This window comes from Lactobacillus sp. ESL0261 (assembly GCF_003693025.1).
Classification (GTDB): Bacteria; Bacillota; Bacilli; order Lactobacillales; family Lactobacillaceae; genus Lactobacillus; species Lactobacillus kullabergensis.
Genome location: NZ_REHN01000006.1, coordinates 351,701 through 376,327 on the forward strand (window position 1 = coordinate 351,701; position 24,627 = coordinate 376,327).

The 24,627-nt window shown below is 35.6% G+C and carries 18 protein-coding genes and 1 other RNA gene; 4 read left to right on the top strand and 15 right to left on the bottom strand.

Annotated features, from left to right (window positions below; genetic code table 11):
* Position 1 precedes the first annotated feature (1 nt).
* From F5ESL0261_RS05060 to F5ESL0261_RS05090, 7 genes are all read right to left on the bottom strand, one after another.
* On the bottom strand, positions 2-1,678 hold the full coding sequence (locus tag F5ESL0261_RS05060; RefSeq protein WP_122052389.1) for a formate--tetrahydrofolate ligase: 1,677 nt from the start codon (positions 1,676-1,678) through the stop codon (positions 2-4).
* Positions 1,679-1,930: 252 nt separating this feature from the next.
* Positions 1,931-2,272 carry an acyltransferase gene (locus tag F5ESL0261_RS05065; protein WP_122052390.1) on the bottom strand — a complete coding sequence of 114 codons (342 nt, stop codon included), beginning with the start codon at positions 2,270-2,272 and terminating at the stop codon, positions 1,931-1,933.
* Between the two features lie 12 nt (positions 2,273-2,284).
* A complete protein-coding gene (locus tag F5ESL0261_RS05070) occupies positions 2,285-3,514 on the bottom strand; it encodes a metallophosphoesterase (protein WP_122052391.1) in 1,230 nt (409 codons plus the stop codon).
* A complete protein-coding gene (locus F5ESL0261_RS05075) occupies positions 3,511-4,635 on the bottom strand; it encodes a class I SAM-dependent RNA methyltransferase (RefSeq protein WP_122052392.1) in 1,125 nt (374 codons plus the stop codon). Before F5ESL0261_RS05075 ends, F5ESL0261_RS05070 begins: the two co-directional genes overlap by 4 nt.
* Positions 4,636-4,703: 68 nt before the next feature.
* Positions 4,704-5,073: RNase P RNA component class B (rnpB, locus tag F5ESL0261_RS05080), an RNA gene on the bottom strand.
* A gap of 26 nt (positions 5,074-5,099) precedes the next feature.
* The gene (locus tag F5ESL0261_RS05085) at positions 5,100-5,540 is read right to left on the bottom strand and encodes a DivIVA domain-containing protein (RefSeq protein WP_122052393.1); all 441 of its coding nucleotides are present in this window, start codon (positions 5,538-5,540) and stop codon (positions 5,100-5,102) included.
* A 91-nt stretch (positions 5,541-5,631) separates the two neighbouring features.
* On the bottom strand, positions 5,632-6,198 hold the full coding sequence (locus tag F5ESL0261_RS05090; RefSeq protein WP_122052394.1) for a DUF1273 domain-containing protein: 567 nt from the start codon (positions 6,196-6,198) through the stop codon (positions 5,632-5,634).
* Between the two features lie 69 nt (positions 6,199-6,267).
* On the opposite strand from F5ESL0261_RS05090, the gene recU reads away from it, so the two are divergent.
* Both recU and F5ESL0261_RS05100 read left to right on the top strand, forming a co-directional pair.
* Positions 6,268-6,900 carry a Holliday junction resolvase RecU gene (recU, locus tag F5ESL0261_RS05095; RefSeq protein ID WP_109586277.1) on the top strand — a complete coding sequence of 211 codons (633 nt, stop codon included), beginning with the start codon at positions 6,268-6,270 and terminating at the stop codon, positions 6,898-6,900.
* Entirely contained in the window at positions 6,890-9,256 is a 2,367-nt protein-coding gene (locus F5ESL0261_RS05100; protein ID WP_122052395.1) for a transglycosylase domain-containing protein, read from the top strand. Before recU ends, F5ESL0261_RS05100 begins: the two co-directional genes overlap by 11 nt.
* Positions 9,257-9,289: 33 nt before the next feature.
* Here F5ESL0261_RS05100 and F5ESL0261_RS05105 read toward each other — a convergent pair whose 3' ends face one another.
* From F5ESL0261_RS05105 to F5ESL0261_RS05140, 8 genes are all read right to left on the bottom strand, one after another.
* The gene (locus tag F5ESL0261_RS05105) at positions 9,290-9,499 is read right to left on the bottom strand and encodes a DUF3923 family protein (protein ID WP_122052396.1); all 210 of its coding nucleotides are present in this window, start codon (positions 9,497-9,499) and stop codon (positions 9,290-9,292) included.
* Positions 9,500-9,562: 63 nt separating this feature from the next.
* A complete protein-coding gene (nth, locus tag F5ESL0261_RS05110) occupies positions 9,563-10,192 on the bottom strand; it encodes an endonuclease III (protein WP_122052397.1) in 630 nt (209 codons plus the stop codon).
* The gene (locus F5ESL0261_RS05115) at positions 10,193-10,834 is read right to left on the bottom strand and encodes a DnaD domain protein (protein ID WP_122052398.1); all 642 of its coding nucleotides are present in this window, start codon (positions 10,832-10,834) and stop codon (positions 10,193-10,195) included.
* A gap of 74 nt (positions 10,835-10,908) precedes the next feature.
* A complete protein-coding gene (gene asnS / locus F5ESL0261_RS05120; protein WP_122052399.1) occupies positions 10,909-12,207 on the bottom strand; it encodes an asparagine--tRNA ligase in 1,299 nt (432 codons plus the stop codon).
* Positions 12,208-12,274: 67 nt separating this feature from the next.
* The gene (locus F5ESL0261_RS05125; RefSeq protein WP_109586282.1) at positions 12,275-12,757 is read right to left on the bottom strand and encodes a hypothetical protein; all 483 of its coding nucleotides are present in this window, start codon (positions 12,755-12,757) and stop codon (positions 12,275-12,277) included.
* Positions 12,744-15,533 carry a helicase C-terminal domain-containing protein gene (locus F5ESL0261_RS05130; RefSeq protein WP_122052400.1) on the bottom strand — a complete coding sequence of 930 codons (2,790 nt, stop codon included), beginning with the start codon at positions 15,531-15,533 and terminating at the stop codon, positions 12,744-12,746. Before F5ESL0261_RS05130 ends, F5ESL0261_RS05125 begins: the two co-directional genes overlap by 14 nt.
* Positions 15,534-15,555: 22 nt before the next feature.
* Positions 15,556-19,200: a helicase-exonuclease AddAB subunit AddA gene (addA, locus tag F5ESL0261_RS05135; RefSeq protein WP_122052401.1), complete on the bottom strand. Its 3,645-nt coding sequence runs from the start codon at positions 19,198-19,200 to the stop codon at positions 15,556-15,558.
* A 2-nt stretch (positions 19,201-19,202) separates the two neighbouring features.
* Positions 19,203-22,676 (bottom strand): PD-(D/E)XK nuclease family protein, encoded by a 3,474-nt coding sequence (locus tag F5ESL0261_RS05140; protein WP_122052402.1) that lies wholly within the window; start codon positions 22,674-22,676, stop codon positions 19,203-19,205.
* Positions 22,677-22,751: 75 nt separating this feature from the next.
* On the opposite strand from F5ESL0261_RS05140, the gene mvk reads away from it, so the two are divergent.
* Both mvk and mvaD read left to right on the top strand, forming a co-directional pair.
* Positions 22,752-23,660 (top strand): mevalonate kinase, encoded by a 909-nt coding sequence (gene mvk, locus F5ESL0261_RS05145; RefSeq protein WP_109586286.1) that lies wholly within the window; start codon positions 22,752-22,754, stop codon positions 23,658-23,660.
* Between the two features lie 5 nt (positions 23,661-23,665).
* A complete protein-coding gene (gene mvaD, locus F5ESL0261_RS05150; protein ID WP_122052403.1) occupies positions 23,666-24,625 on the top strand; it encodes a diphosphomevalonate decarboxylase in 960 nt (319 codons plus the stop codon).
* The last annotated feature ends 2 nt before the right edge of the window (positions 24,626-24,627 follow it).

Here is a 24,627-nt window from a genome sequence, read left to right on the forward strand (position 1 = left end):
CTTAAAAAAGGCCACTTATTTTGCCGTTGTTGTCAACATCAATATCTAATGCAGCGGGATGCTTAGGTAACCCAGGCATGTCTAAAACATGTCCGGTAGTTATGACAATGAAGCCTGCTCCATTTTTTAAACTAGCGCCTTTAACGTGTAAAGTAAAATCAGTCGGAGCACCTAATAATTTTTGATTATCAGTGAATGAATATTGTGTCTTGGCGATAATTACCGGCAACTTATCTTTCCCCATTTTTTCCAGTTCTTGAATATCTTTTTCCGCTTTTTCACTATATTCTATTCGTGTGGCATGGTATATTTTTTGCGCAACTTTTGCAATTTTAGTTTTAACGTCATCATCTTTTTGGTAAGTCGGAATAAGATGACCACTTTGAGAATTTGCCAAATCAAGGACTGCTTTTGCTGCTTCTATGCCACCTTTTGATCCCTGTTCATGATAATCTACCACAACAGAGTCAATTCCTTGTTCTTTAATCAGTTTCTGTAAAAGATTAAGTTCATTTTCAGAGTCTGTAGTGAAGTGATTAATCAAAACAATAACTGGAATACCATAATTACGCATATTATTCATATGTCTCTTAAGATTTTCAAAACCGTCGCGTAAAGCAGACAGATTTTCTTTACTTAAGTTCTCAGTAGTCCCTTCAGCTTGATATTTCAAGGCACGGACAGTAGCTACAACTACACTGGCATCTGGTTTTTTATCGAGATGTTCAGAAACAAAGTCCATGAATTTCTGACCACCCAGATCACTACCAAATCCGGCTTCAGTCAATACGTAATCGCTTAGGTGTAAAGCTAAATTTGTTGCCATGACTGTGTTTGCGCCATGAGCAATATTGGCAAATGGGCCACCATGCACTAAAGCAGGAGTATGCTCAATAGTTTGTACAAGGTTGGGCTTCAAAGCATTGGAAAGAAGAGCGGCAATTGCACCTTCAAACCCAAGATCCTTAACGAAAACAGGTTGATCATCAATGGTATAACCAACGAGCATTAATCCAATTCTCTTTTTTAAATCATTGATGTCAGTCGACAAACACAGAATCGCCATTAATTCGTTGGCAACTGTGATTGCAAAACTGGATTTATGCTCAACACCATTAAACTTTGAACCCTGTCCGACAGTAATATTTCTTAAACTGCGATCATTCACATCAATTCCGCGCTTTAAAAGGATTCTCTCAGGATCTAGCTTAAGTTCATTTCCCTGATAGATATAATTGTCTACTAGTGCTGCCAAAGTATCAATAGCGGCGGTTAAAGCGTGCATATCTCCGGTAAAATGGAGATTAATATCTTCCATTGGAATTACTTGTGCCTGACCTCCTCCAGTTGCTCCGCCCTTTAAGCCAAAAACTGGCCCCATTGACGGTTCTCTTAAAGCAATCATGGTCTTTTGATGTAACTGATTGTTTATGGCATCTCCTAAGCCAATCGTCATAGTTGACTTGCCTTCCCCAGCAGGAGTAGGTGAAATAGAGGTAACCAAAATAAGTTTACCAAGGTGTTGGTTTGCCATGGTACGTTTTATTGCCTGCCAGTTAATTTTAGCCTTGTCGTTACCATAAGGTTCAATGTCAGTATCGCTTAAGCCAACTTTTGCGGCTATTTCATTAATAGGTAATGCGTGAGCTTCTTGTGCAATTTGAATATCTGATTTCATTGCGCATGCCTCTTTCTATAAATGTAAATTCATAAATCTAACTCTTCATTTTAAATAATATCCTTTTCATATTAGAATTTAGGTCCCACCTTTTGTTTAATCAATTGTCATTATAACAAACATTAAGCAATTTTTATGCATTGCCAGTCACAAATTAAGAATTACGCTAAATTTATTTTTTAACTGACATAAAAAACAGGCAGAGATGATGTGAACCCTAAAATAGGACAAATTTGGGTGTCACTTCAAGAACTACCTGCTTTTCTTTTCAAATCTTAATAAGTAATACTGACCAAATTCAGTAATTTTGATTTTATAAATTTTTAGCAGCTGCCAGTCCAAAATAATTGTTGGTTCAGATGTCAATTTTGCCTTGGCACGAAATGGCAACTTAAATATTTCGTTGGTCCAATATGAATTAAAGTAAGTATGAACTAATAATATCAAGAAAAGCAAGGCGCAAATTAAAGCCGGCCAGTTGAAAACTTTTGTACTTTCATATAAGAAAATAAGACATAAAAAAAGAACTATTAATACCCAGCTAAAATAAATTAATCCACTGCGACCTAAAATAATGAAATGTTTTTTTCTCATAAAGGCTCCTTTTCAATACCAAATTTCGGTTTCAAGATTGCTATGATCAGTCGTATCGAATAAAGTTTTCATGTAATTGCTAAAACGAGGTCTTTGATTAACTAAAATTTTAAATTCCGGAGAAGAATATAATTTTTTTAATTGCTTCTTTTCGATGTGATTGTGACCAGTGAAATACTGATAATTCATTTCTATGAACAAATGATTTACCTTTTGCAAAAGCTCAGATTGTTCATCATGAGAATTATCTTTCTTATTTGAATTTCCTTTTAAATTTTTTATTTGAATTTCCTTCAAATAATGGTGAAAATGGGCTAAATTCTGATCTTCCAGCTCTTTTTTATTCAAAAATGGTTTCATGTTAAATGTATGACGCTGATATTTAATATTATCTGGTCTTACCTTGATTACCCCATATCCCTGGTCATATGAACAAAAACTTGAGGTGACCACTTCTATCGTAGGTGTTCTTTCTAATGGTCCAACTATATTTTGAGCATGTATATGACCAGAAAAGGCAACTTTAATGTTGAAATCCTCACACAGGCGACGTAAAAGTTGAGCATTATTTAGGACAAAGCCACGATTTACTGCCGGATTATGAGCATATAGATTATGATGCATAAATAGAAGGGGTCTCAGATGATTTCTTTTAGCATTTTCCAACTGTTTTTCTAGCCAGATAATTTGTTCCTCATTTATTTGTCCTTCAGTAGCAGGGGCACCATTTGCCTCATGTTTACCATAAATATTGGAATCTAGTAGCAATAAAAGGTAACGCTGATTTAATTGAACACTGTATGCTAATGAATCAGGATCAATGCTCAGTGCGCAGTCATATGAGCTTTTAAATATTTCCTGCCAGTCCCTTGGGCTTATTTGGTGAGCATAAAGTTGATTTGGACCTTTAAAAGCACGCGCCCAACCATCATATATATCATGATTCCCAGGTAAAACCAATAGTTTTGTTGCTTTTAAACGACTAAATATTTCCGCAAATTTTTGTGCAGAAATAAGTTCTCCGTTAAAAGTTACGTCTCCAGTAACGATGATAGCGGCTGGCTTCTTTTGATTAGCAAAATCAGTAAAAGCTCGAAGAGCTATTTCTTGATAAGCCAGATCTTTACCTTGACTAGTATTTTGAATAAGTTGAAATGCATGGCCATTATCATGCAAGCTATCAGCAATTAGGTGAGTGTCTGTAATAACCCAAAACTCTGTATTTGATTTTTCAGTAATCATTTTTTTCTTGCCCAATATTGGTAAAAATCTACTCTTAAATTGCCATTAAATAGTTTTCGCTTTTTTGTAGCTTTTTTTCCAAAAAATTTTTCAAAAGCAGGATCTCCGACTAAATAATACTGACTGAAACTATCATATTTTAGAAGTGAGTCGCCCATCTGTTTATAAAGATTTTCGGCAGATTCTCGATCTTTCAGCCTTTTACCATATGGTGGATTTGCGATTATAACCCCATTTTGTAAATCCGTAGCAAAATCTTTTACCGCAACCTGTTTAAAATAAATATCTTGTAATACACCTGCGTTATTCGCATTTAATTTTGCAATTTCTAAAATAGACTGATCAATGTCACACGCCCAAATAGGTTGTTCAAGTGGTTTGATTTTATTCTTTGCTTCTGCTACCAGTTCATTATGAATAGTGCTGTCAAACCAATCAAAGCCATCAAAGGCGAATTGGCGCCAAATTCCTGGAGCAATATTTTTTCCTATTAAGGCTGCTTCAATAGCAAAAGTACCAGAACCAGTCATTGGATCTATTAAGGGATGACTGCCATCATATGGAGTTAGTTTTAATAATCCTGCCGCAAAGTTTTCTTTCAGAGGAGCTCCCCCATGTTCAATGCGGTAACCCCTTTTAAACAAACTGGCCCCAGTTGTATCTAACGAAAGCCTTGCAATATCTTTGTTTATATGAATGTCAAGAGGATATTCATTACCGTTTTCCGGCAAGAAGCCGCGACGATGATACTGATCGGACATTTTGTTAACAATCGCTTTTTTCACGATTGATTGAATGCCTGGCTCAGAATGTAATTTAGACCTGACTGATCTGCCTTTCACAGGAAATTTAGCGTCAACAGGTAGTAATTCTGCCCAATCAATTTCATATACTTGGTTAAAAAGAGTATCAAAATCCGTGGCTTTAAATTCCTTTAGTAAAATTTTAACGCGGTCTGCTGTTCTTAACCAGAGATTGGTTTTGACAATATCAGTTTCATTACCGGTAAAAAAGACTCTCCCGTTTTCAGTGTGCGTTTTATAGCCCACTGCCTGCAGTTCTTTGGCAACAACACTTTCAAACCCAACGCCCATAGTTGTATATAATTGATATTTTTCCATCTTTATTCTTTCTTTTCTTTAAAAAAAGCGTTGAGCCCTTTGAAAAGCTCAACGCTGCCAATGCAAATTTCTGTAAGCCACGTTCTGTTCAGGTATTTGTGGCATAAATACCTTCAGCAGCCATCTATCTTTGCTAAATATCAGCAATCCAATCTTTAGTTCATTTCCTTAGATTGAAACGCCCCCACCAAGTTTGGGTTGCACGCTCGCAGGGTTTACCTCGTTCCACCAGAAGCGTTTCCGCCTCTGCTTCGTCACTGTGGCACTTTTCAGAATATTCATGCATGTCATAATAGTGATTTAGCACTTTTTTCGCCGTAATTGTAAATTCTTTAGCTTATTGGGCTAAATACGAACACTACAAGCATCGCAGCTCGTGCGTGCGTGGACTTTCCTCAGCCTGACCTTTTCAAGATCAAACCGCGACTGCTCAAAATTTGCACCATTAAAAATTATATCAAAGCTTACTCTTTTTGTAACCCATAAACTCGCTGTTCCAAATTATATACCTTCCGTTCTAGAGTCGAAATGCGTTGAATGATAGCCATATTAGTAGAATTTTCTTTTTGCGAATCTGCCTCATTTGTTGGACTAAAACTTTGAGTAGAACGTTCTTGGGTCGGTGTATAAGTTCGCACTGATTCCTGAGTAGCAACTGGACTGACTCTTCGGGTCTTTTGTTCTTGAATAGAATCTTCTTTATGTCGATCGTCCATCAACTCTCCCTGCAACTTGCCAATCTGACCATAAAGATCTTCAATAATTTGTTCAAATGTATCGTAATCAGCAATTACTTTATCTAAAAAAGCATCGACCTCGTCTGGATCCAAACCTTTAACTTTTGTTCTAAATTGTTTTTTTAAAATATCCTTAGTGGATAGTTGAATATCATTTAAATCTGCCATGATAATATACAACTCCTTTTTATATCACTTTTATTCTAGCAAAAACTGGACTGGCTTAAAACTAAAATGTTAATTTTAAAACAAAGTTATCTTATTCGCGAAATTCGTCATCTTGATTTTCTTGTAATTCCTCTGCTTCATCCTGCAGATCGTAAAAATCAATTAATTCTAACGGATATTCTGTCGTTTCTTGGTATTTTTTGATTAAATTATAATCAAACTTGGGCTTTCCAGGGGTTTCTGGGTCGTAGATCATTAGGGCTCTATCGGTATGCATAAGCATGAAGTTTTGATAATTGCGCAGTTGAACAGGATTTTGGAAAGTTTCTCTTGAAGTGGAAGCAAAAAAATCAACTTTCTGTTTTAAAGTGAGATACTTTTCCTGATTATTTTCATTCCATCTGCTGGCAAATTCCTCATAAGGAACAATGATAGAAACCCTTAAAGAATATTTTTGTCGCAAGTCGATTGCGACCTCACTTGCCCACTGCTCTACACCCAAATTAGCTCCAGTTATTACCCAGTCAAGTTGGTTATTTTCTATAAGGCTGATCATATGTTTTTTTAGAACCAGTTTAATAATTTTTATCTTGGGGTCTTTGTCTCCAAATGTATTAAGCTCATAATTACGATATCCAGTTACCCACAATCTTTGCATAATGAAACAGATAGCTCCTTGTTCAAAAACTTTTTCTTTATTGCTATAATGCTAGCAGGAGTGATATTTATGGTCAAATATCCAACAGGCAGTTCTGCCGCTTTTCGCAAATCAAATTATACTTCTCAAGCCAAGCACCAAAAAAGAAGACACAAAAATATTAATTTTTCTGACCGAGGGATGAACCTTGAGCAGATGATTAATGAATCTAATAAATATTATCGTACAAAAGAAATCGCAGTGGTGCATAAAAAGCCAACGCCAGTTCAAATCGTTAAGGTAGACTACCCTAAAAGGTCACGTGCAGTAATAAAGGAGGCCTATTTTCGCCAAGAATCTACTACGGATTATAATGGGGTTTATAAAGGTTATTACTTGGACTTTGAAGCAAAAGAGACCAAAAATAAAACTAATTTTCCTTTAAAAAATTTTCACGAGCATCAAATAATTCACTTGGCAGAATGCTTGAAGCAAAAAGGAATATGCTTTACAATAATAGGATTTACAAGCTTAAAGCGCTATTTTGTAACTCCGGCAAGCGCAATAATAAAAGCTTGGTGGACTAAAGATAAAAGTTCATTAACCTTAAAAGAAGTCGAGGATTGGTCAATAGAGATTAAGAGTGGCTTTCAACCTACTCTGCCATACCTGAAAGCTATAGATTCTTTTATCTCGGATAGGAAAATACACGATGACAAATAAAAATTCAAACTCAAATAATGGACGTGAATCACGTAAGAATTACCGGCAAAGTTTGCCTAAACCATTGTGGCGTCGAATACTTAAGTGGACATTTTTAGGTGTTTTTTTAATTTTGGTAGCTGGCGTAGGTTTGTTTGCCTATTATGCTAAAGATGCTCCAAACATTAGTCGAGCTGATCTTGAAAGTGGTGGTTCGTCAGGATTATACAATACAAATGGCAAATTTATCATGTCCCTTGGTACTGAAAAAAGATTATACGTCAAGGACAGCAAGGATTTGCAACTGCTAAAAGATGCTATTGTATCAGTTGAAGACAAGCGCTTCTACAGAGACAAGCTGGGAATTGATCCTATTCGAATTGCGGGTTCAATGTTAACTAATGCTAAAAGCAAAAGCATTTCTGCAGGTGGTTCTACAATAACCCAGCAATTAGTTAAACTGACAAAATTTTCAACTGCTGCTTCTCAAAGAACTTTACGCAGAAAGGCTCAGGAAGCATGGCTGGCTATGAGAGTCCAAAGAGAATACAGCCATGATGAAATTTTAGAATTTTATATCAATAAGGTATATATGAATTATGGTAATACCGGAATTGGCACCGCTGCTAACTATTACTATGGCAAAAAGATCGGAGATCTGGACTTAGCGCAAACAGCCATGCTTGCGGGAATGCCTAATAGACCAACAGTATATAATCCTTATACCTACCCAGAATATGCAAAATATAGGCGTAATATTGTTCTAAAAGCAATGTTAAACAATAAAAAAATATCTCAGGAGCAGTATGATGAAGCTAGGAAAGAAAGTATAAAAAAGGGTTTAAAACTTCATAATCAGCGTAAGCAATCTAACTTACGCAAAATTAATGATCCCTATGTAAAGGAAGCAATTGCCGAAGTCAGAGCTAAAGGCTTTGATCCTTTTCGGGACAATTTAAAGATTACCATTAATATGGATCAAAAAGCTCAAAAGAAACTTTATCAACTGGCTAATAATGGTCAGGTTCCTTTCACAAATGACAAGATGCAGATTGGGGCTTCCGTAGTCGATCCAAGTAACGGTCACGTAGTAGCTATACTTGGTGGCAGGCACCTGCCCTCTTCAGTTCAATTGGGTTTAGATCGTGCAGTACAAACCACTAGATCTACTGGTTCTTCAATAAAACCGGTCTTAGATTATGGTCCGGCAATTGAATATCTAAATTGGTCAACAGCAAAAATGCTAGATGACAGCAAGTATGTATATCCAGGAACGAATGTGCAACTCTATGACTGGGATAATAAATATGATGGCATGATGACAATGAGACATGCCTTGGAACAGTCACGTAATGTTCCTGCAGTCAAAACTTTGAGAGAAGTTGGTGTTAAACGAGCAGCAAAATTTGCTGGGAAAATGGATATCAATGTTCCTAAGGACTCAGGCTTGTCAGTGGCAATTGGTGCAAATGCGTCAAGCCTGCAGATGGCCGGTGCTTTTAGTGCATTTGCTACGATGGGAATCTATCATAAACCGCAATTTGTTTCTAAAATCGAAACTCCTGATGGACTTACCAGAAATTATGACTCTGAAGGCATTCGAGTGATGAGCAAGGCTACTGCCTATATGATTACAGACATGCTGAAGGGAGTAATTAAACACGGCTCTGGAACCAACGCACAGATTAGAGGTTTATATCATGCTGGGAAAACTGGTTCTGTTAAATATTCAGAACAGGATTTGGCACGATACCCAGCATACGCTGCAACACCTAAAGACTCCTGGTTTGTGGGTTACACCCCTAGCTATTCAATTGGTGTTTGGACGGGCTATGATAATCTGAAAGATGGTACTATTTCTGGTGTTGGTCAACAATCTGCACAGCTTTTTTATAAGAACATGATGACTTATTTAATGAGAAATAAAGAAAATGTTGATTGGCAAAAACCTGACTCTGTGATTCGGGCTAAAATCGCTAAAAACTCAAATCCACCAGAGGTATCATCTACAGGTGAATGGCAGTTGTTTGTTCGTGGCCATTCTCCTATTGGTATTGTTGATGACAGCAGCGATTATGATGAAGATGATGAAAAAACTAACACTAATGATTCATCTTCAACTAATACTCAGGGAAGATATTCTGTTCATCACAATCAAAATGGCTCAACTAGGCAACCTGATAAAAATCAAAGAAAAGCGAAAAATGCAAAAGACAAGAATAAAAACAATACTAGTGAAAATAATTCACAAAATTCAGGTCAAAATAATGAATCTGGCAATTCTGATTCAGGTAGCAGTTCTGATCAAGAACAAAGACCTAACAAACCTGGAGGAGAAAGCAACAATTCAACTAATAATGAAAATAATGAACATTAACTAATAAAAACGTCGAAAGATTTTTCGACGTTTTTATTTTTTATTGTTTTTCAGTATAAGGTAAAAAATGAATTCTATTAAAAAAATGACGGCAAAAAATATTGTTAAAACAGTTAAGGAAATCAATTTTACATACATAGTATTAGGAACGCCAGTTCCATCATATGGACGAAGCCATAAGAATAAAGCAAAACCCAAAAATAAAATTGCTAAAATAAAATTAGTCGTTTGCCAACCACTCATAGTATAGTCTCCTTTAATATTATTTTGATAAAGAAATTATACTAAACTTTTATTTTTTAAACACTATTTTTCTATTAAATAACTGTAGGGATCATTTTTATCACGCGCTGTCATGGAATAGCGACCAAATAAAATCATTGCGTGATGTGTATGAATCCATTCGTCTTTTGGTAAGATTTCTTCTAACCTTTTTTCTACTTCAAGAGGTTTGGCATTTTGAGGCACTATATGAAATCGTTTAGAAATTCGCGATACATGTGTGTCGACTGCTATCGCAGGAATTCCAAATCCCTCTGCTAAAACAACATTAGCAGTTTTTTCACCGACTCCCGGCAAAGAGATTAATTTATTTTTATCTTTTGGAATTTTACCATCATATTTTGAAACTAGAATTTCCGCTGTTTCTTTTAAGTGCTTAGCTTTTGAATGGTAAAGCCCAATTTGGGAAATATGATTTTCTATTTCTGGAATTGTTGCCACGGCCAAATTCTTAGGTTCAGGATAATCTTTCATAAATTTTGGCATTACTCGATTTACCATCTTGTCTGTTGTTTGAGCACTCATTAAGACAGCACATAACAAATGAAAGTTATTGTCCCAAACTAATTCACTTTTGGCATCAGGATACATTCGGTTGATACACTCTAACACTTTTCTGGCTTCATTTTTACTAAGTAATTTTTCTGCTTTCATTTAGCGGTTCCTCCTCAAAAACTTTTGAACATCACTACTTGTTTTTAAGTTATGTCTTTGCCAATTCAGCAAAATACGGTCAACGTATTTTAGGCTATATGCTTGAGATAAGACAGCTTCGCGCAAAGCCAACTTAATAATAGCTGGATCGTAGTGATCTACATTGAGCCAGGCAGAAATTTCTTCTCGTTCTATTGGACTTAAATAACGACCAAATTCAATTTCAAACTGCCTTACTAATTGATTTAACGGGGTGTTATCAACAGCAGTTTCTGCCTTTTTAGCAGGCATTTTTTTATTGGCAGAAGAAATTTTATTTTCCAACAGTTGGTCCAGTTTATCATATAACTCATTAAGATTATACTTGTTTCCAATCATGCCGCTCTTGTCAGTTATCTGGTCAATTACAATTAAATTTTTTTCAATTAATTTTTGAATTAAAGCAGTGATTTCTGTAACAGAAAAATTAGTATTAGCCGCAATCTGTTCATTGGTAGGAAAAAAATTGTTTTTTTGGGCAAACATTTCCAATTGGATAATGACCATCATTTCTGCATCGTCAATATTAAGTTGTGGATAATAAGCAAGTAACCCGTTTGATAAAGTAGTGAAACCCATGAAGCGGTAATCATTGTAGCGCATATTAATCTCTCCCTTTAAAAAAGTTGAACTAAATATTTTTTAGTTCAACTTTTAACTATACTATTAGCTTTAATTTAAGGTTCTAGACGATTAATCATTCTCGGGAATGGAATAGCTTCACGGACGTGATCTAATTTGCAGATCCAAGCAATAACACGTTCAAAGCCCATACCGAAGCCGGAATGAGGTACACTGCCGTATTTGCGCAAATCTAAATACCAGCTGTAATCATTCTCATTTAAACCAGCCTCATGGATTTGTTTGAGCAAAGTTTCATAATCACTTTCACGTTCAGAACCCCCCATGATTTCGCCATAACCTTCTGGTGCTAAAACATCTGCACATAGGTATTCCTTAGGATTATCAGGATTTTTCTTCATGTAAAATGGTTTAATTGTTGTCGGGTAATTAACAATGAAAAATGGACGATCAAATTTTTCAGAAATGAAAGCTTCGTCAGGAGCACCAAAATCATCACCCCATTTGAAGTCGCGTCCATCGTCTTGCAAAATCTTTACTGCATCGTCGTATGACAAGCGTGTATAGTTACCCTGTGCTGCAGGCTCTAATTTTTGGGGATCACGACCTAAAATTTCTAATTCATATTGACAATGCTTGAGAACTTGACCAGTCACATATGACAAAAAACGTTCTTGCAAATCAAGAGATTCATCCTGATGCATCCAAGCCATTTCTGGCTCCATCATCCAAAATTCAGTTAAATGACGGCGGGTTTTCGATTCTTCAGCTCTAAAAGTTGGACCGAAAGTAAAAATTTTACCGAATGCTTCTGCTCCAACTTCACCATAAAGTTGTCCGGATTGTGATAGATAAGCATCTCCACCAAAGTACTCCGTATGAAATAATTCGGTAGTTCCTTCAGGAGCAGAATGCATAAAGATAGGAGCATCAAATTTCACAAAGCCTTCATTTTCAAAAAAGTCAACCGTAGCTTTGAAAATGGTATTTCTAATACGCATAATTGCAAAAGGACGTTTGCTTCTAAGCCATAAGTGTCTGTGATCAAGCAAAAATTCAATCCCGTGTTCCTTGTTGCCGATCGGATAGCCTTCATTGTTTGTAATCAGCTTTAAATCGGAAATTTGAATTTCATAACCAAAATGAGAACGCTCGTCTTGGTGAACAGTTCCCTTAATATAAAAACTTGCTTCTTGATGCAGAGATTTTGCTATTTCAAACACTTCATCAGAAACCGCATTTTTACGAACTACACCTTGAAAAAAGGCTGTACCATCACGTAATTGTAAAAACACTATTTTGCCGCTTGAACGTTTGTCAGTCAACCAAACGTGCATCCGTACTTCCTGGTCAACATGCTTGCGACAATCTTCTATTGAAATTAATTCTGTCATAAACTTTTATTCCACTTTCCTTATCGTAATCAAATTAATGATACCAAAGTTTGATCAATTTAGCGACTTAACCTACTAATTTTCCATCTTTAAAATTATAGAGTTGATAATGATATTCACCGACTATATTTTTAGAGCTTACTTCCCACACGGGTTTATTTTTATACCAGCCCAGATTCACTTCCGTAATTTTTTCGTTAGGTTCTTTTGCACTATATTTATTTCGAATAAGCCCTTCATTTACGCCTTTGCTGGCTGAATAAAGATATGCTTTTTTAGAACCTGGTAAATAGATAAAATAGTAAGTCCTATGGTTCTTAGTTAAGCCTTTAAGTGCATAGCTATTAACACCACGATTTAAATGATAATTTTTTTCCGTATATTTGATAGGTGTTTTTTCGACAGCTATTCTATTAAGCTCACGGATTTCTGAACGTTCGGGATTACCTGCTTTATAAAAAATAACAATGAAGGCAAAGTATAAAAAGATCAGAATTATAAATACCCATGCTAAAAATTTAAATGTTTGCTTTGTATCATCTTGTATCATAGTTTGTTAACTTTTCCTGTATATTACTTAAAGATGTTTTTTTGACTTTAACTGGAACGGCAGCCAGAAAAACAGAACCGTAATCTTTTGACCAGATTCTTGAATCCAGTATTAGGAACTGCCCCCTGTCCTGTTCTCCACGAATTAGCCTGCCCATCCCCTGCTTAAAGCGAATAATTGCCCGCGGCATTGTATCAGCGTGGAAAACATCTATACCTCTGTCAACAAGTTGTCTTTGGCGCAACTTAACTTCCGGCAAATCCGGTGATTCGAAAGGCAATTTAGTTGCTATTACCAAATCAACGCCACATTCATGAAAATCAATCCCTTCCCAAAAACTATCTGCTCCTAAAATAAGTGCTTGTTTGGCAATTGCAAATCTTTTAATAATCCGGTTATTTGAACCAGAGACACCTTGTGCCAAAATTTCATAATCACGTAAACTGGGAGAATTTATAATAGCACTAAAAACATTTTTTATTTGTTCGAGATTTGTCATAAGAACTAAAACATGACTTTTATTTGTCAGATCTTTCTCCAAAATCTGGGTTAGACTTTTATCATATTTTGGATCACTGATGTCGGGAAAGTCAGTCACAGACAGAACTTCAAGATGCTTTGCCAGCTTGAATGTACTGGTTCCGATATACTTTTGCGGTGCTAAATCAGTTAGGCCAAGAAGTTTAATGATAAAATCAAACCCTTTTCCACTGGTTAAAGTAGCACTAACAAATGATATATGGTCAAAGCGATCATATATTTTATGAAGTTCAGGCGTTGCGTCAAGCATTAACCAACTTAAGTTGGCACTTAAAGGATCTTGCGGATTAGTCAAGGTAATGATAAACCCTTCCGCATCCACATAGGCTTTTTTATGAAGTAAATCCGATAATTGGTAGCTTTTGGTAATATAGTCATCAAGTTGATCGATTTGATCAGAAACTTCACTTAAAATAGCATCCCTATCAATATTCGAACTGTCAGTCTCATTGTACAGCTTAAATAAGATCTGATTTGTATTTTGCCTAATGCCTTCTAATTTTCGCTGTAATTCTGCTAGTTTAGTTAAAAATTGACTGTTCTTGGGAAATAGGTCTTTGCCCCTAAAACTGAGAAGCAAGTTGCCATTGGCTAAAGTATTTTGACTGACAGCTTTTTTCTTTTTTGAACAGAGCAAACGTTGCAAATGATTAATAACTTTGATCAAATCAAGTATTGCTGGATCTAATTTTTCTAGGAGAAAATTAAACTGGACGTCACTGCCATACTGGTTAAATATACTGTCATCAGCATAATAAAGCAAATTGCGCAGGTGATTAAGAAGTCCCCACAATGATTCAAATTGAAACGAGTCATTCCTTGAAGTAATCACATTGTCAACAAAACGATGAGCTTCATCAATAACGAGGTAAGGATTCTGACCCCAAATTGTATCATTATAGTGATTGGCTAAATAAGCATGATTTGTGACTAAAATGTCAGCCTGCTCTTGCCTTTGTCTGGCCAAATTCCAAAAATCAACTTCGGCAAAAATGCTACCAACACGAGCATCTCCAGGGTGAGCAATTTGGGCAAATAAGGGGGCACGATAATTGGTCAGCTGCAATTCATCCAGATCACCTGTCTGAGTTTCAGTTAACCAAACCAAAATGCGCATCTGCAACACCAAAGTCAGTTTATTTGGAGTTCCCTGATACAAACTTTGATAAAAACCATCTAAATCAAGATAATGGCTGCTGGCCTTTACTTCCTCAGCTTTCAAATCCAGCTTGGTAACATTCAGCAATTGCGGAATTTCCTGCTCTATTATTTGCCTTTGTAATACTTTGGTAGGAGTAGCAATTACCAGTTTTCTATTTGTGTATAATCGATATGAATATGAAAACAAGTAGGAAAAGGTTTTACCAGTGCCGTTAGGTGCTTCAATCAATAATGTTTTCTGTTTAGGGTTACTCAAAAACTGTTCAATTCGATTGATGAGGTCTACCTGAGGCTGGCGATAATTAATTTTATTTTTAAATAATTTCTTTTTGTCCGTGTCACTTTTTGGAAAAACATTTGACTGTTGATGTTCAACATTATTAAGTTTTTCCTGTTTTCGTAAAATTATTTGCCGTACTTGCTGATATTGTGAAGATAACGGCCTTTTTTCCTTGCGTGCGTTATCAGCAATGGTAGTGAAAATCCAGGAAGTGTCACGTATTAAACCGTGAGCCAAAGAGCTTAGCGTATTTAAAGTAGCTTGAGGAAGATTTTCAAGTCGTTCAATTATTTTTATTAATAAAACAGCAGTGCCATAAGCATCAGAATCTGCTTTATGAGGGTTTAAATGTCTTATTTGCAGGCGAGTTGTCAAATCGCTTAACTTGTATGACGGTTCAGTAGGAAATGCAATTTTTGCCAGCTCTACCGTATCTATTGCACGATTAGTTAGTGGTTCATAGCCGTGCTGCACTAATTCAAAATTTAAAAATGGCAAGTCAAAATTAACGTTATGAGCTACAAAGACAGTATCTTTCAAGATTTTGACAATCTTGGGTGCATAATAAGCAAAATCTTTTTCTTGAGCCACATCTTTGTTGTGTATATGGGTTAAATTTTGCACCGCTATCGGAATTTCGCGGTGAGGATTAATCATAAAAGAGTAAGTCTTGACAACTTTCATATTCTTAATAATAGCGCAGCCAAACTGAATGATATGATTATTTTCTTCCCGTTGTGTTCCCGTAGTTTCTAAATCCACTACAGCAAAAACGGTATGCTCGAATGATTTCATTTTGCAATTACCCTCCTTTCTGTTAATTTAATTCAACTATTTTGCATGCATCTAACAAAACCAAGTATTTAGCTTTAACTTTTTTGTCAGCAAAAGAATTAAGAGCTCTTTCATAAAGGCGCAGCTGACCTAAATATTTTTGCTTTATGTTTTTGATAGCTAATTCCAAATGAGTTTGATCAATATGATCAGTTTTATAATCAAATAATATTATGCCATCTTTTTCAGTAAAATAACCGTCTATTGTACCATGAATTAAAATTTTTGCGTCTGCATCACTGAAATTATCAAATAGACTATCGGCTGGCAACAGACTCGAAAATTCAATTTCACGGTGCAAGTTTTCTGGTTTTTGCCAAAATTTCTTTACAAAATCACTATGAACAAACCAATTTATTTTTTCTAAATCTAAACTGGAAACAATATTGTTATTAAGTTTATTTTGCTCAACTAGTTCCTGCACTTCTTCTTTAACCTGGTTGATAGCTCCCGATCCATGATAATCGTAGTATTGCAGGATCAGGTGCATTGCAGTACCAATCTCCGCTCCTGTAAACCGTGTTTTAAACAGAAAATCAGGTTTAGTATCTATAGGCCGCAAGTAACGATTAGTTGAAGAAATTAGGTGCGCATTTTCCAGTTCGGTATCAAGAGGATCGTTAAACGCTTTTTTAATTTCAGATACTGATTGATAAGCGGTTGTCTGACTGGCATCTTGAAAAGGATAACTAAAATTAAACAGTTTTTCTGTATATCCTTCTAGTGATGAAATGTCCTCAGTTTTGTTCTCCTCTGGACTAGTATATTCTTGAAGATGAACTTTTTCGCCTTGATATTGGATATAAAGCAATTCCTGACTTGTTTCCAACGCTGAATTTATATCATTAATTTTTTGGCTTAAAAGCTTGTCCCATTTGATTGATGGACCAATCAAACTCATCGGATTTGAAGCGTTAAGCTTGCTGTTTAGAGAAAGACGTCCATTTTGATCGGCCTCATTTTGCCAATTTTTAATTGTCTCAGGCAATTTCTTTAAATCAGCTACCAAAATTAACTTTTGCTTTGCTCGGGTCATCCCCACATATAAAATGCGCGCTTCTTCTTCTAAGAGTTGTCTCTTCTTGGATATATTTGCAATAGCCTTAACAAGTGTATCAGCACGATAATGTTTTAGTTTGATAGTTAAACCTACAGAACCAGAATTTATAATATAATTGCCGCTTAAATCCCGCTTTTGAAATTGGTGTTGCAAGCCTAAGTAAAAAACAACCGGAAATTCCAGGCCCTTGGAACTATGAACAGTCATTAAGCGTACGGAGTTACCGGCTTCTTTAGTTAAAAGTGGCTGTGCCAGGTCCTTTTGGCTACGTCTCATTCGCTCGATAAAATTAATAAATTGATACAGACCCTTAAAACCAGCGCTTTCATAGGAAGCAGCTCTTTCATATAAAGCCTCTAAGTTGACCCTTCGCTGCTTGCCATTAGGTAGTGAAGTCATAATTTCAAGCAGGCTGGTTTTTTCATAGATGCTCCATATCAATTCTGAAATTCTATGTGTTGCAGCAAATTTACGCAATTCTTCGAGTTGATTCAAAAAATCTTTTACTTTTTGACTAAGTTCGTCACCCACGGCAACATAAGAAGTTAAAGCGTTGTAAAAACTGGCATTCTGCGTATGAATTCTAATCGTACTGAGTTCAGGTTCTGTAAAATTAAAAAGTGGTGACCTTAATACAGCTACAAGAGGAATGTCCTGATCTGGATTGTCAATGATCCTCAAGTAGTTCATGATTATAGTTAATTCTAAAGTTTGAAAATAATTTTTCGCATCGGTAACCATTATCGGAATATGATTTTTGGCAAACTCTTGCATAATTTCAAGATTATTGCTGCGACTTCTGGTTAAAATAACAATATCACTGTACTTAAAAGGTCTCAAATGACTGCTATTTTGCGAATTTTTGTCATAAATTAACAAATTTTCCTCTGCGAATTTTTTAATACGGTTAATAACCATAGCAATTTCAGCTGAGTCAATATCGTCAGGATCATCTTCTTGACGGTTAGTTTGGTCACTATTTTTTTCATGAATTAGTATTTCAGTCGCATCAGGAAGGTTTGAAGGATAATATTTGGCACCATAAGTCAGCTGACTCTCATTGTTATAATTAATACCTCCAAAATCATCCGTCAAAATATTTTTAAACACTTGATTAACAATAGAAATAACTGGCTTAGAAGAACGGAAATTGTCCGACAATAAAATTCTTTCTTCTTTTGCTTGATTTTCTTTAAGGGTTGCTTCTTGATATTTGTGCAAAAATAAACTTGGTTCAGCTTGCCTAAAGCCATAAATTGATTGTTTAACGTCACCAACCATAAAAAGATTGTTTTGACCATCTTTTTTAATTAATTGCAAAATATTTTCTTGTAGCGGGTTGATGTCCTGATACTCGTCGACCAAAATCTCATTAAATTTGTTTTGATAAAAGGTTCGTGCCATTTGGGATGCAGAAGTGTCTTGACTGAGAATTTGGTATGCTAATTGCTCCATGTCACTAAAATCAAGCAGGTTTTCTGCTCTTTTTAACTGATTAAAACGGTCAATCAGTGCCAGTTCTGCTTTCACAATTGCAGCCATTATTTGCTGACCTTTTTGCATCATAGACAATTGCTCTTTTTCGTCAGTAGCATAAAAAGAAACAAAAGTAGTTAAAATCTGTTCCTTTGCTTCTTTTTTAAAATCACAGCACTCATCATAAAAAGCAACAATATCTTCGTCCCAATTTTTTGATCTGCGCATACCGCTTTTGAAAACACAGGCACGCAATTTTTCTCGTTGCTCATCATATGGGCTATCATTTTCCAGATCATGCAAATAGCTGCTAAGACACTTTTCAAACAGGTCAAAAGTTTCTTTTACTTTGTGCAGATCCTTAGTTTCCATTACCGCACTTTGACAAAAATGCTCTAACTTATCAGCAAGATTTTGGAAAAGATTGACTAAATAAGGTTTAATTTCTTTCTGCCACAAGGAAGATTTGATTACTTCTTCCATTTGATATTTTTGGGTTAGCCCTTGCAGCCATTCTCGATAATCAGGCTTAGCCATTGCGTAATTATATAAGTCTAACAATAAATTTTGCGGTGATGCAGCATCCCTGTCACCTGCAAAATTATCATAAAAAGCTATAAAGTCCCTGTCTTTTTTCTCTAAAAATCCTCCTTCAACTTCTTTTAATGCTCTTTCACGCATTAATTCCGCTTGAGAATCGTCAGTTAGTATACTGAAACTGGGATCAATGTCGATTACATAATAAAAACGATGGATTACATCCAAACAAAAGGCATCAATCGTAGAAATATTAGCAGAATCAATTAAATTTAACTGTTGTCTCAGATATGATTTTTTTGAAGACTTCTGCATTTCATTTGATAATACTTCTTTAATCCGTTTTTTCATTTCAGCTGCAGCTGCTTTTGTAAATGTAACTACTAACAGTTGATCAACACTGACACCAGAAAGAATTTCTTTCATTAAGCGCTGTACAAGAACGGTGGTTTTGCCACTACCTGCGGAAGCCGATACCAGTATGTCGCGGCCATGATCATTAATAGCTTTTTCTTGAACGGCTGTAAATGAGGTTTTTCCTTTTTCTTGAACCATTTTTAATTTCCTTCCTTTAGCCGTTTTTTAATCTTTTCCAGTAGTTCATCCCTTTTCAGGCTCCCTACTTGATGATACTTATTTTCTTTCAACATGGCGTCAAAAAAGAAAATATCACGAAAGTCTGAATAAGTTAAGGCATTTTTTCCATTCCCATATTTATAGGGATTCAGCTTTATTTTTCCTGCTAAAATTTGACTGGAGGCATCTTTAATAAGCTCTTCGTCATATTTCAGCAATAATTCAAGTTCATCACTATTGAAATAACTGCCACCAAACTTTAAAGTTCCATCTTTTGTAGAACTGACTCCGGCATAAATGGAAGAAGTACTGCGTGGTTTATTTAAGTCAGGCTCAGCCGCGAGCATTAATAGCTGGTCATCATTAATTAAACCAGTATATTTAAGTTTAATTTGACCGTCTAAGTTGGCATCTCTGATCTGCAAATTACTGTCATACAACTTATTGCTATTTAGCCTTTCAGTTTGTCTGGTAACCGTTTGGTAAAAAGCACCTAAAAGTGAGAGTGGGTCAGAACCAGCAAAGAATTTGTGGTTTTGCATCAACACATCTAGATATGAAACCATTTGTAAAGAAATACCCTGGTAAAATAACCCTAGATCAAATTTTTTAGCGGAGGACTTATAATCGATTACTTGAGCAATAAATCCGTTTTGATCAGGAACCTGAGCCAAATCAACCCGATCTATTTTTCCCCTTAAATTAACGTAATGATTACCTTCTATGCCTGGCACTTTAAAGTTAAGTCCTTGCACCTGTTCACCCTTTCCAAAACTTAACTCTGAATATTTAGCACGCAATGGAGTTTTTGCAACTGCATGGTGCCAGTTACTTGCTACTTTACTGGTAGTTTTATCAAGACACTTAAATAAAAACTCATTAAATGGGTCATTTAATAATTGCTGATATCTGCCCTCATTTTTCATTTTTGTACGTGCAATTGTAAGTAACTGATTAAGTGTTTCGTCATCAATTTCTTTTAAATCGAGTGAGCGGTCATTTAGCTCCTTAACTAAGCGATCAAAAGTTTCGTGGAAATAATTGCCAGCTTGTATAGCATCCAATTCATTTTCAAATCTTTTATGAAGGTGTAAACCATATGTCAAAAAATATTCGTATGAATTTTCATAAAAAGTTTCCAGCTGAGAAACAGAAGAATTGAGGTTTGAACCGTATAATTTTTGTGCCAGGTCAGGACCGATATTTTGTGGTTCGTTTATAAAATTGCTTCCTGCTATAACTTTAGCTGTTTTTTGCGGTAAAAGTTCAGCCGTTAGCTTTAACAATTCTTTAACATCAATATTATTTTCCGCCCGATTAAGATAGCTTAGATATCCTAAACTTGCCTGTGGATTGGTTATAAAAGATAATAACTGACTAAGTTCTTCAGGTAAATTGTGTTGCGAAAATTCTGGTGCACCCGCAGTTTTAAACCTTTCATAATAAATTGAAGGCTGTACTGTACTACCCTCATCAGTCGCTAAACAATACGACAAATAAACTTTGTCCTGTGCTAAAGCCAAACAATTACCAAATTGGTAGTTTTGATCCCAGTTACTTAGCTGCTGCCTATCTTCAATATAAGAGTCTTCGCCAAAATCTTTTTTTAATTCAGCAAGATTTTCTGTACTTAAAAAGCCGGGAGTATTCTGTATTTGTGGTAAGCCGTTAACCGTTGCCCCCATAATAAAAACCTGCTTGTAGCCACTGACTTGAACAATACCCATTTCGGATAAATTTACAGCATCCAAAGTGGCTGGGATCTGAGAAAAAGTAGCTTCCTTAAAACCGTTAATCAGTACTGCAAAAAAGCCTGCTGGATCAAAATTATCAGGGTTAATTAACAAATAATCATGTAGCAGATTAATTAAAAGATCCCAAACTTGTTCTGACTGCCGGGCTTCTTGTAAAGCACCATCTGCTTGGGCATCAGCACGCCATTTTTCTAATACTTCATTGACTCCATTGATAGTTAAAAAATTAAAAAATATTGTAATAGCTTTTTGGCTATCCTTTTCTTCTTTTAAACTGTTAAAAAGCTGCGTAATTTGTTTGATAAAATATTCTTTTAATTTTTCTATTTTATTTACTTCTTCGGGAATTTTGTCTAATCCTATGACTTCGGCTGCCATATAATCCGCAAAGTTTCTCTGCCATAAATTATGGTTTATGCCATGAGCGAGAACAAAATTTTCCAATTGGTCAACATCATATACATAAGCAGTTTCGTCTTGATACCAGTCGGGTATTATTAAACGGGTTTTCATTATGGCCAGGAAATTTTGGGTCTGAAAAGGCCTCGACAATAACTGAGCGATGTTTTCAATTAAGACCACTAAAGGATGGTACTTCATTTCTTGTTGTAAATCATTAAAGAAAGGAATTTGATTCTGTCTTAAAATTGGAGTTAAATATGTCTCGTATTCATGCAGATTCGGTGCCAGAACTAAGAAATCGCGGTAGCGGTAGTGTCTTAATGCAACCTGCTGGTAAATGGTGTGAGCTACGTAATATGCCTCTGCATATCTGTTATCTGCACGCACGAGTTGGACTTGATTAAGATCACCAATGTTGCTTACGTCTCCAGTCCAAAATTCATTGAGCAACTCTCTTTTAGTTGGTCTGGGATTAATGTTTGTAGTTAATATTTGATGTGGCAAATTATGAGATTTAATATATTGTAATAGTTTATTGATAGTAGTTTGAATGACATAATCGTAATCTCCTGGTTCAGCTTTTGGATTAATCTCACCCAGTTGCGTTTTAAAAGCCAATGTGACGCTATGGGCTTTGGTCATCAATAATTTGACGGTTAGACATTCCTGAAGAGAAAAATGAGAAAAATCGCTAAAGTAAAAGTCTGCTTGATCTAAATTTTTTTGTGTAGCTAAATATTCATTTAACTGCAGCTGTATCTCGTTTGAGGTAGAAAATTTACCTGTGATGGCTTTAATGAATGCTGAATAAATAATTTTAAGATCAGAGATCTTATTTTTGGTTTCAAGCTCAAGAGCATCTTGATCGATATCATCAAGATTCAAATTGCCTTCGCGGATTTGCAGAATTGTATCATATAATTGCTTTATTAAACCCGGATTCAAGTTAGTAGTCTGAAAAAGGTGCAGATGATCTTTCTTTTGATCAACAATTTTTGCAAGAAGCATTGCTGCAGCTGCATTATCAAGTTCAGTTGGCAAGCCCTTTTTTGCATCTTTTAAGAAAAACCAGGCCAAACGTGAAAATGATAAAACTTGCAGGTTTTTGACAGATTGCTCGATATGGTTTTGCCTGGTAGCCAAGCTATTTATTGCTCTGACTTCTGTGGTAAACTTAATGTGATTGGGAACAATGACAAAGGTTTTATGATCAGGAAAGTGCTGATAATTTTGTACTGCTTCCTGTAAAATTTTTTCCTGCATGGGATCGGTTTGCCGACCGACTAGAATTTTGATCATCTGTTCTCTTCTCCTTTGTCATTATTTTAGCATAGGAACCAAATTTTTTTACAAACAATAAGGATCTTAAATAAAATGAAATCAAGTTTTTTAGCACACGGAAAAGTTATTCTTATCGGTGAACATTCAGTAGTTTATGGCTATGATGCGTTAGCATTGCCAATCAAATCATTGCATATTAAAACGACTGTTGAACCGGCAGAACAAATGTGGATGGATACGGCTCATTATCAAGGGCCTTTTTTTATGTCTCCATCTGAATATGATGGACTAAAATATGTTGTTAAAACTATGCTGACAAAAGCTGCCAGTAATGAAACTCTGAAAATAACTTATACAGGAGAGATTCCAATAGAACGTGGTTTAGGTTCAAGCGCCACAGTTGCTCTTTCTACAACCAGAGCAATGAATGCTTACTTCAAACTTAAATTAACTGAAAAAGAAATAATGGAAATTACTAACCATGCTGAAATGATTAATCACGGTAAAGCATCAGGTCTTGATGCTGCAACTGTTAATTCAGATTATCTGGTTTTTTTTAATCAAAAAGATGGCCCGAAGTCGCTAAAAGTTAAACTAGACGCAACTTTGCTTATAATGGATACTGGTGAATTAGGAAGTACTAAAAAAGCAGTTAGTCAAGTTCAGGATTTGATAGTAAATGTTCCCGTTGTAAAAGAAAATATCAAGGAATTAGGCAAACTGGCTGATGAAACTAAATCAGCATGGTTAAAAAAAGACGCTGAAAAGGTAGGTTCATATTTTAATCGGGCACAAGAGATACTCCATTCATTTAGCCTTTCAACCGCAAAAATTGATCATTTGCAAAAAATTGCTCTTGCAAATGGTGCATTAGGTTTTAAATTATCTGGTAGCGGACTCGGTGGAATTGTAATTGCCTTGTGTCAAAATCATGAAGATGCTGTCAAAATAGCAGATAAATGTCAAAAAATAGCTACGAATAGTTGGATTGAGGAAATATAATTTTTATGGAAAAAACAGTTCGTGCCCATACAAATATTGCGTTGATCAAATATTGGGGCAAAGCAGATTCAGGTTTACGTTTACCTTTGATGTCTAGCTTGTCAATGACACTTGATAAATTTTATACTGACACCAAGATTTCAGATAGTTTAGAAAATCAATTTTGGTTAAATGGTGTCAAACAAAATGGACAAAGCAGCAGCCGTGTTTTTTCTTTTTTAAAATTACTGCAAAAAAAATTTGCTGTGACCGGCAAATTAAAAGTTGAATCATATAATCATGTTCCAACAGCTGCAGGATTAGCTTCTTCTAGTTCAGCATTTGCGGCTTTAGCAGGAGCTTTTTGCCTACATTATGGTTTTAATTTGTCCTCTGTTGAACTTTCCCGTTTGGCTCGTTTAGGTTCAGGATCAGCCAGCAGGTCAATTTACGGTGGTTTCGCCATTTGGCAAAAAGGAAACGATGATGAATCATCTTATGCCTATGCTTTAGATGAAAGGCCTGACATAGATTTGCGATTGCTTGTGGTTGAGCTGAATAACCAGCAAAAAGATTTGTCTTCCACTCAAGGGATGAAACAGGCCCAAACATCGCCCTTTTTTATGCCTTGGATTGCGCGTAACCAAATAGAATTGGAACAAATGACTGCAGCAATTAAAGCAAATGATTTTTCAACTATTGGCAGTTTGGCAGAATTGAATGCTTGTGAGATGCATGCAGTCAATTTAACTGCTCAACCTGGTTTCACATATTTTGAACCCGCAACTATTAAAGCAATCAAACTTATAGCTGATTTGCGTAGCCAGGGTATAGAATGTTACTTCACAATAGATGCCGGACCTAATATAAAAATCTTAAGTCAATTAAAAAATGTAAAAGATATTACTAATAGGTTTGTATCCGAATTTCATAATGTTAACATAATAAATGCAAGTTTTGGTCCAGGTATTTCATGTCTGAACTAATT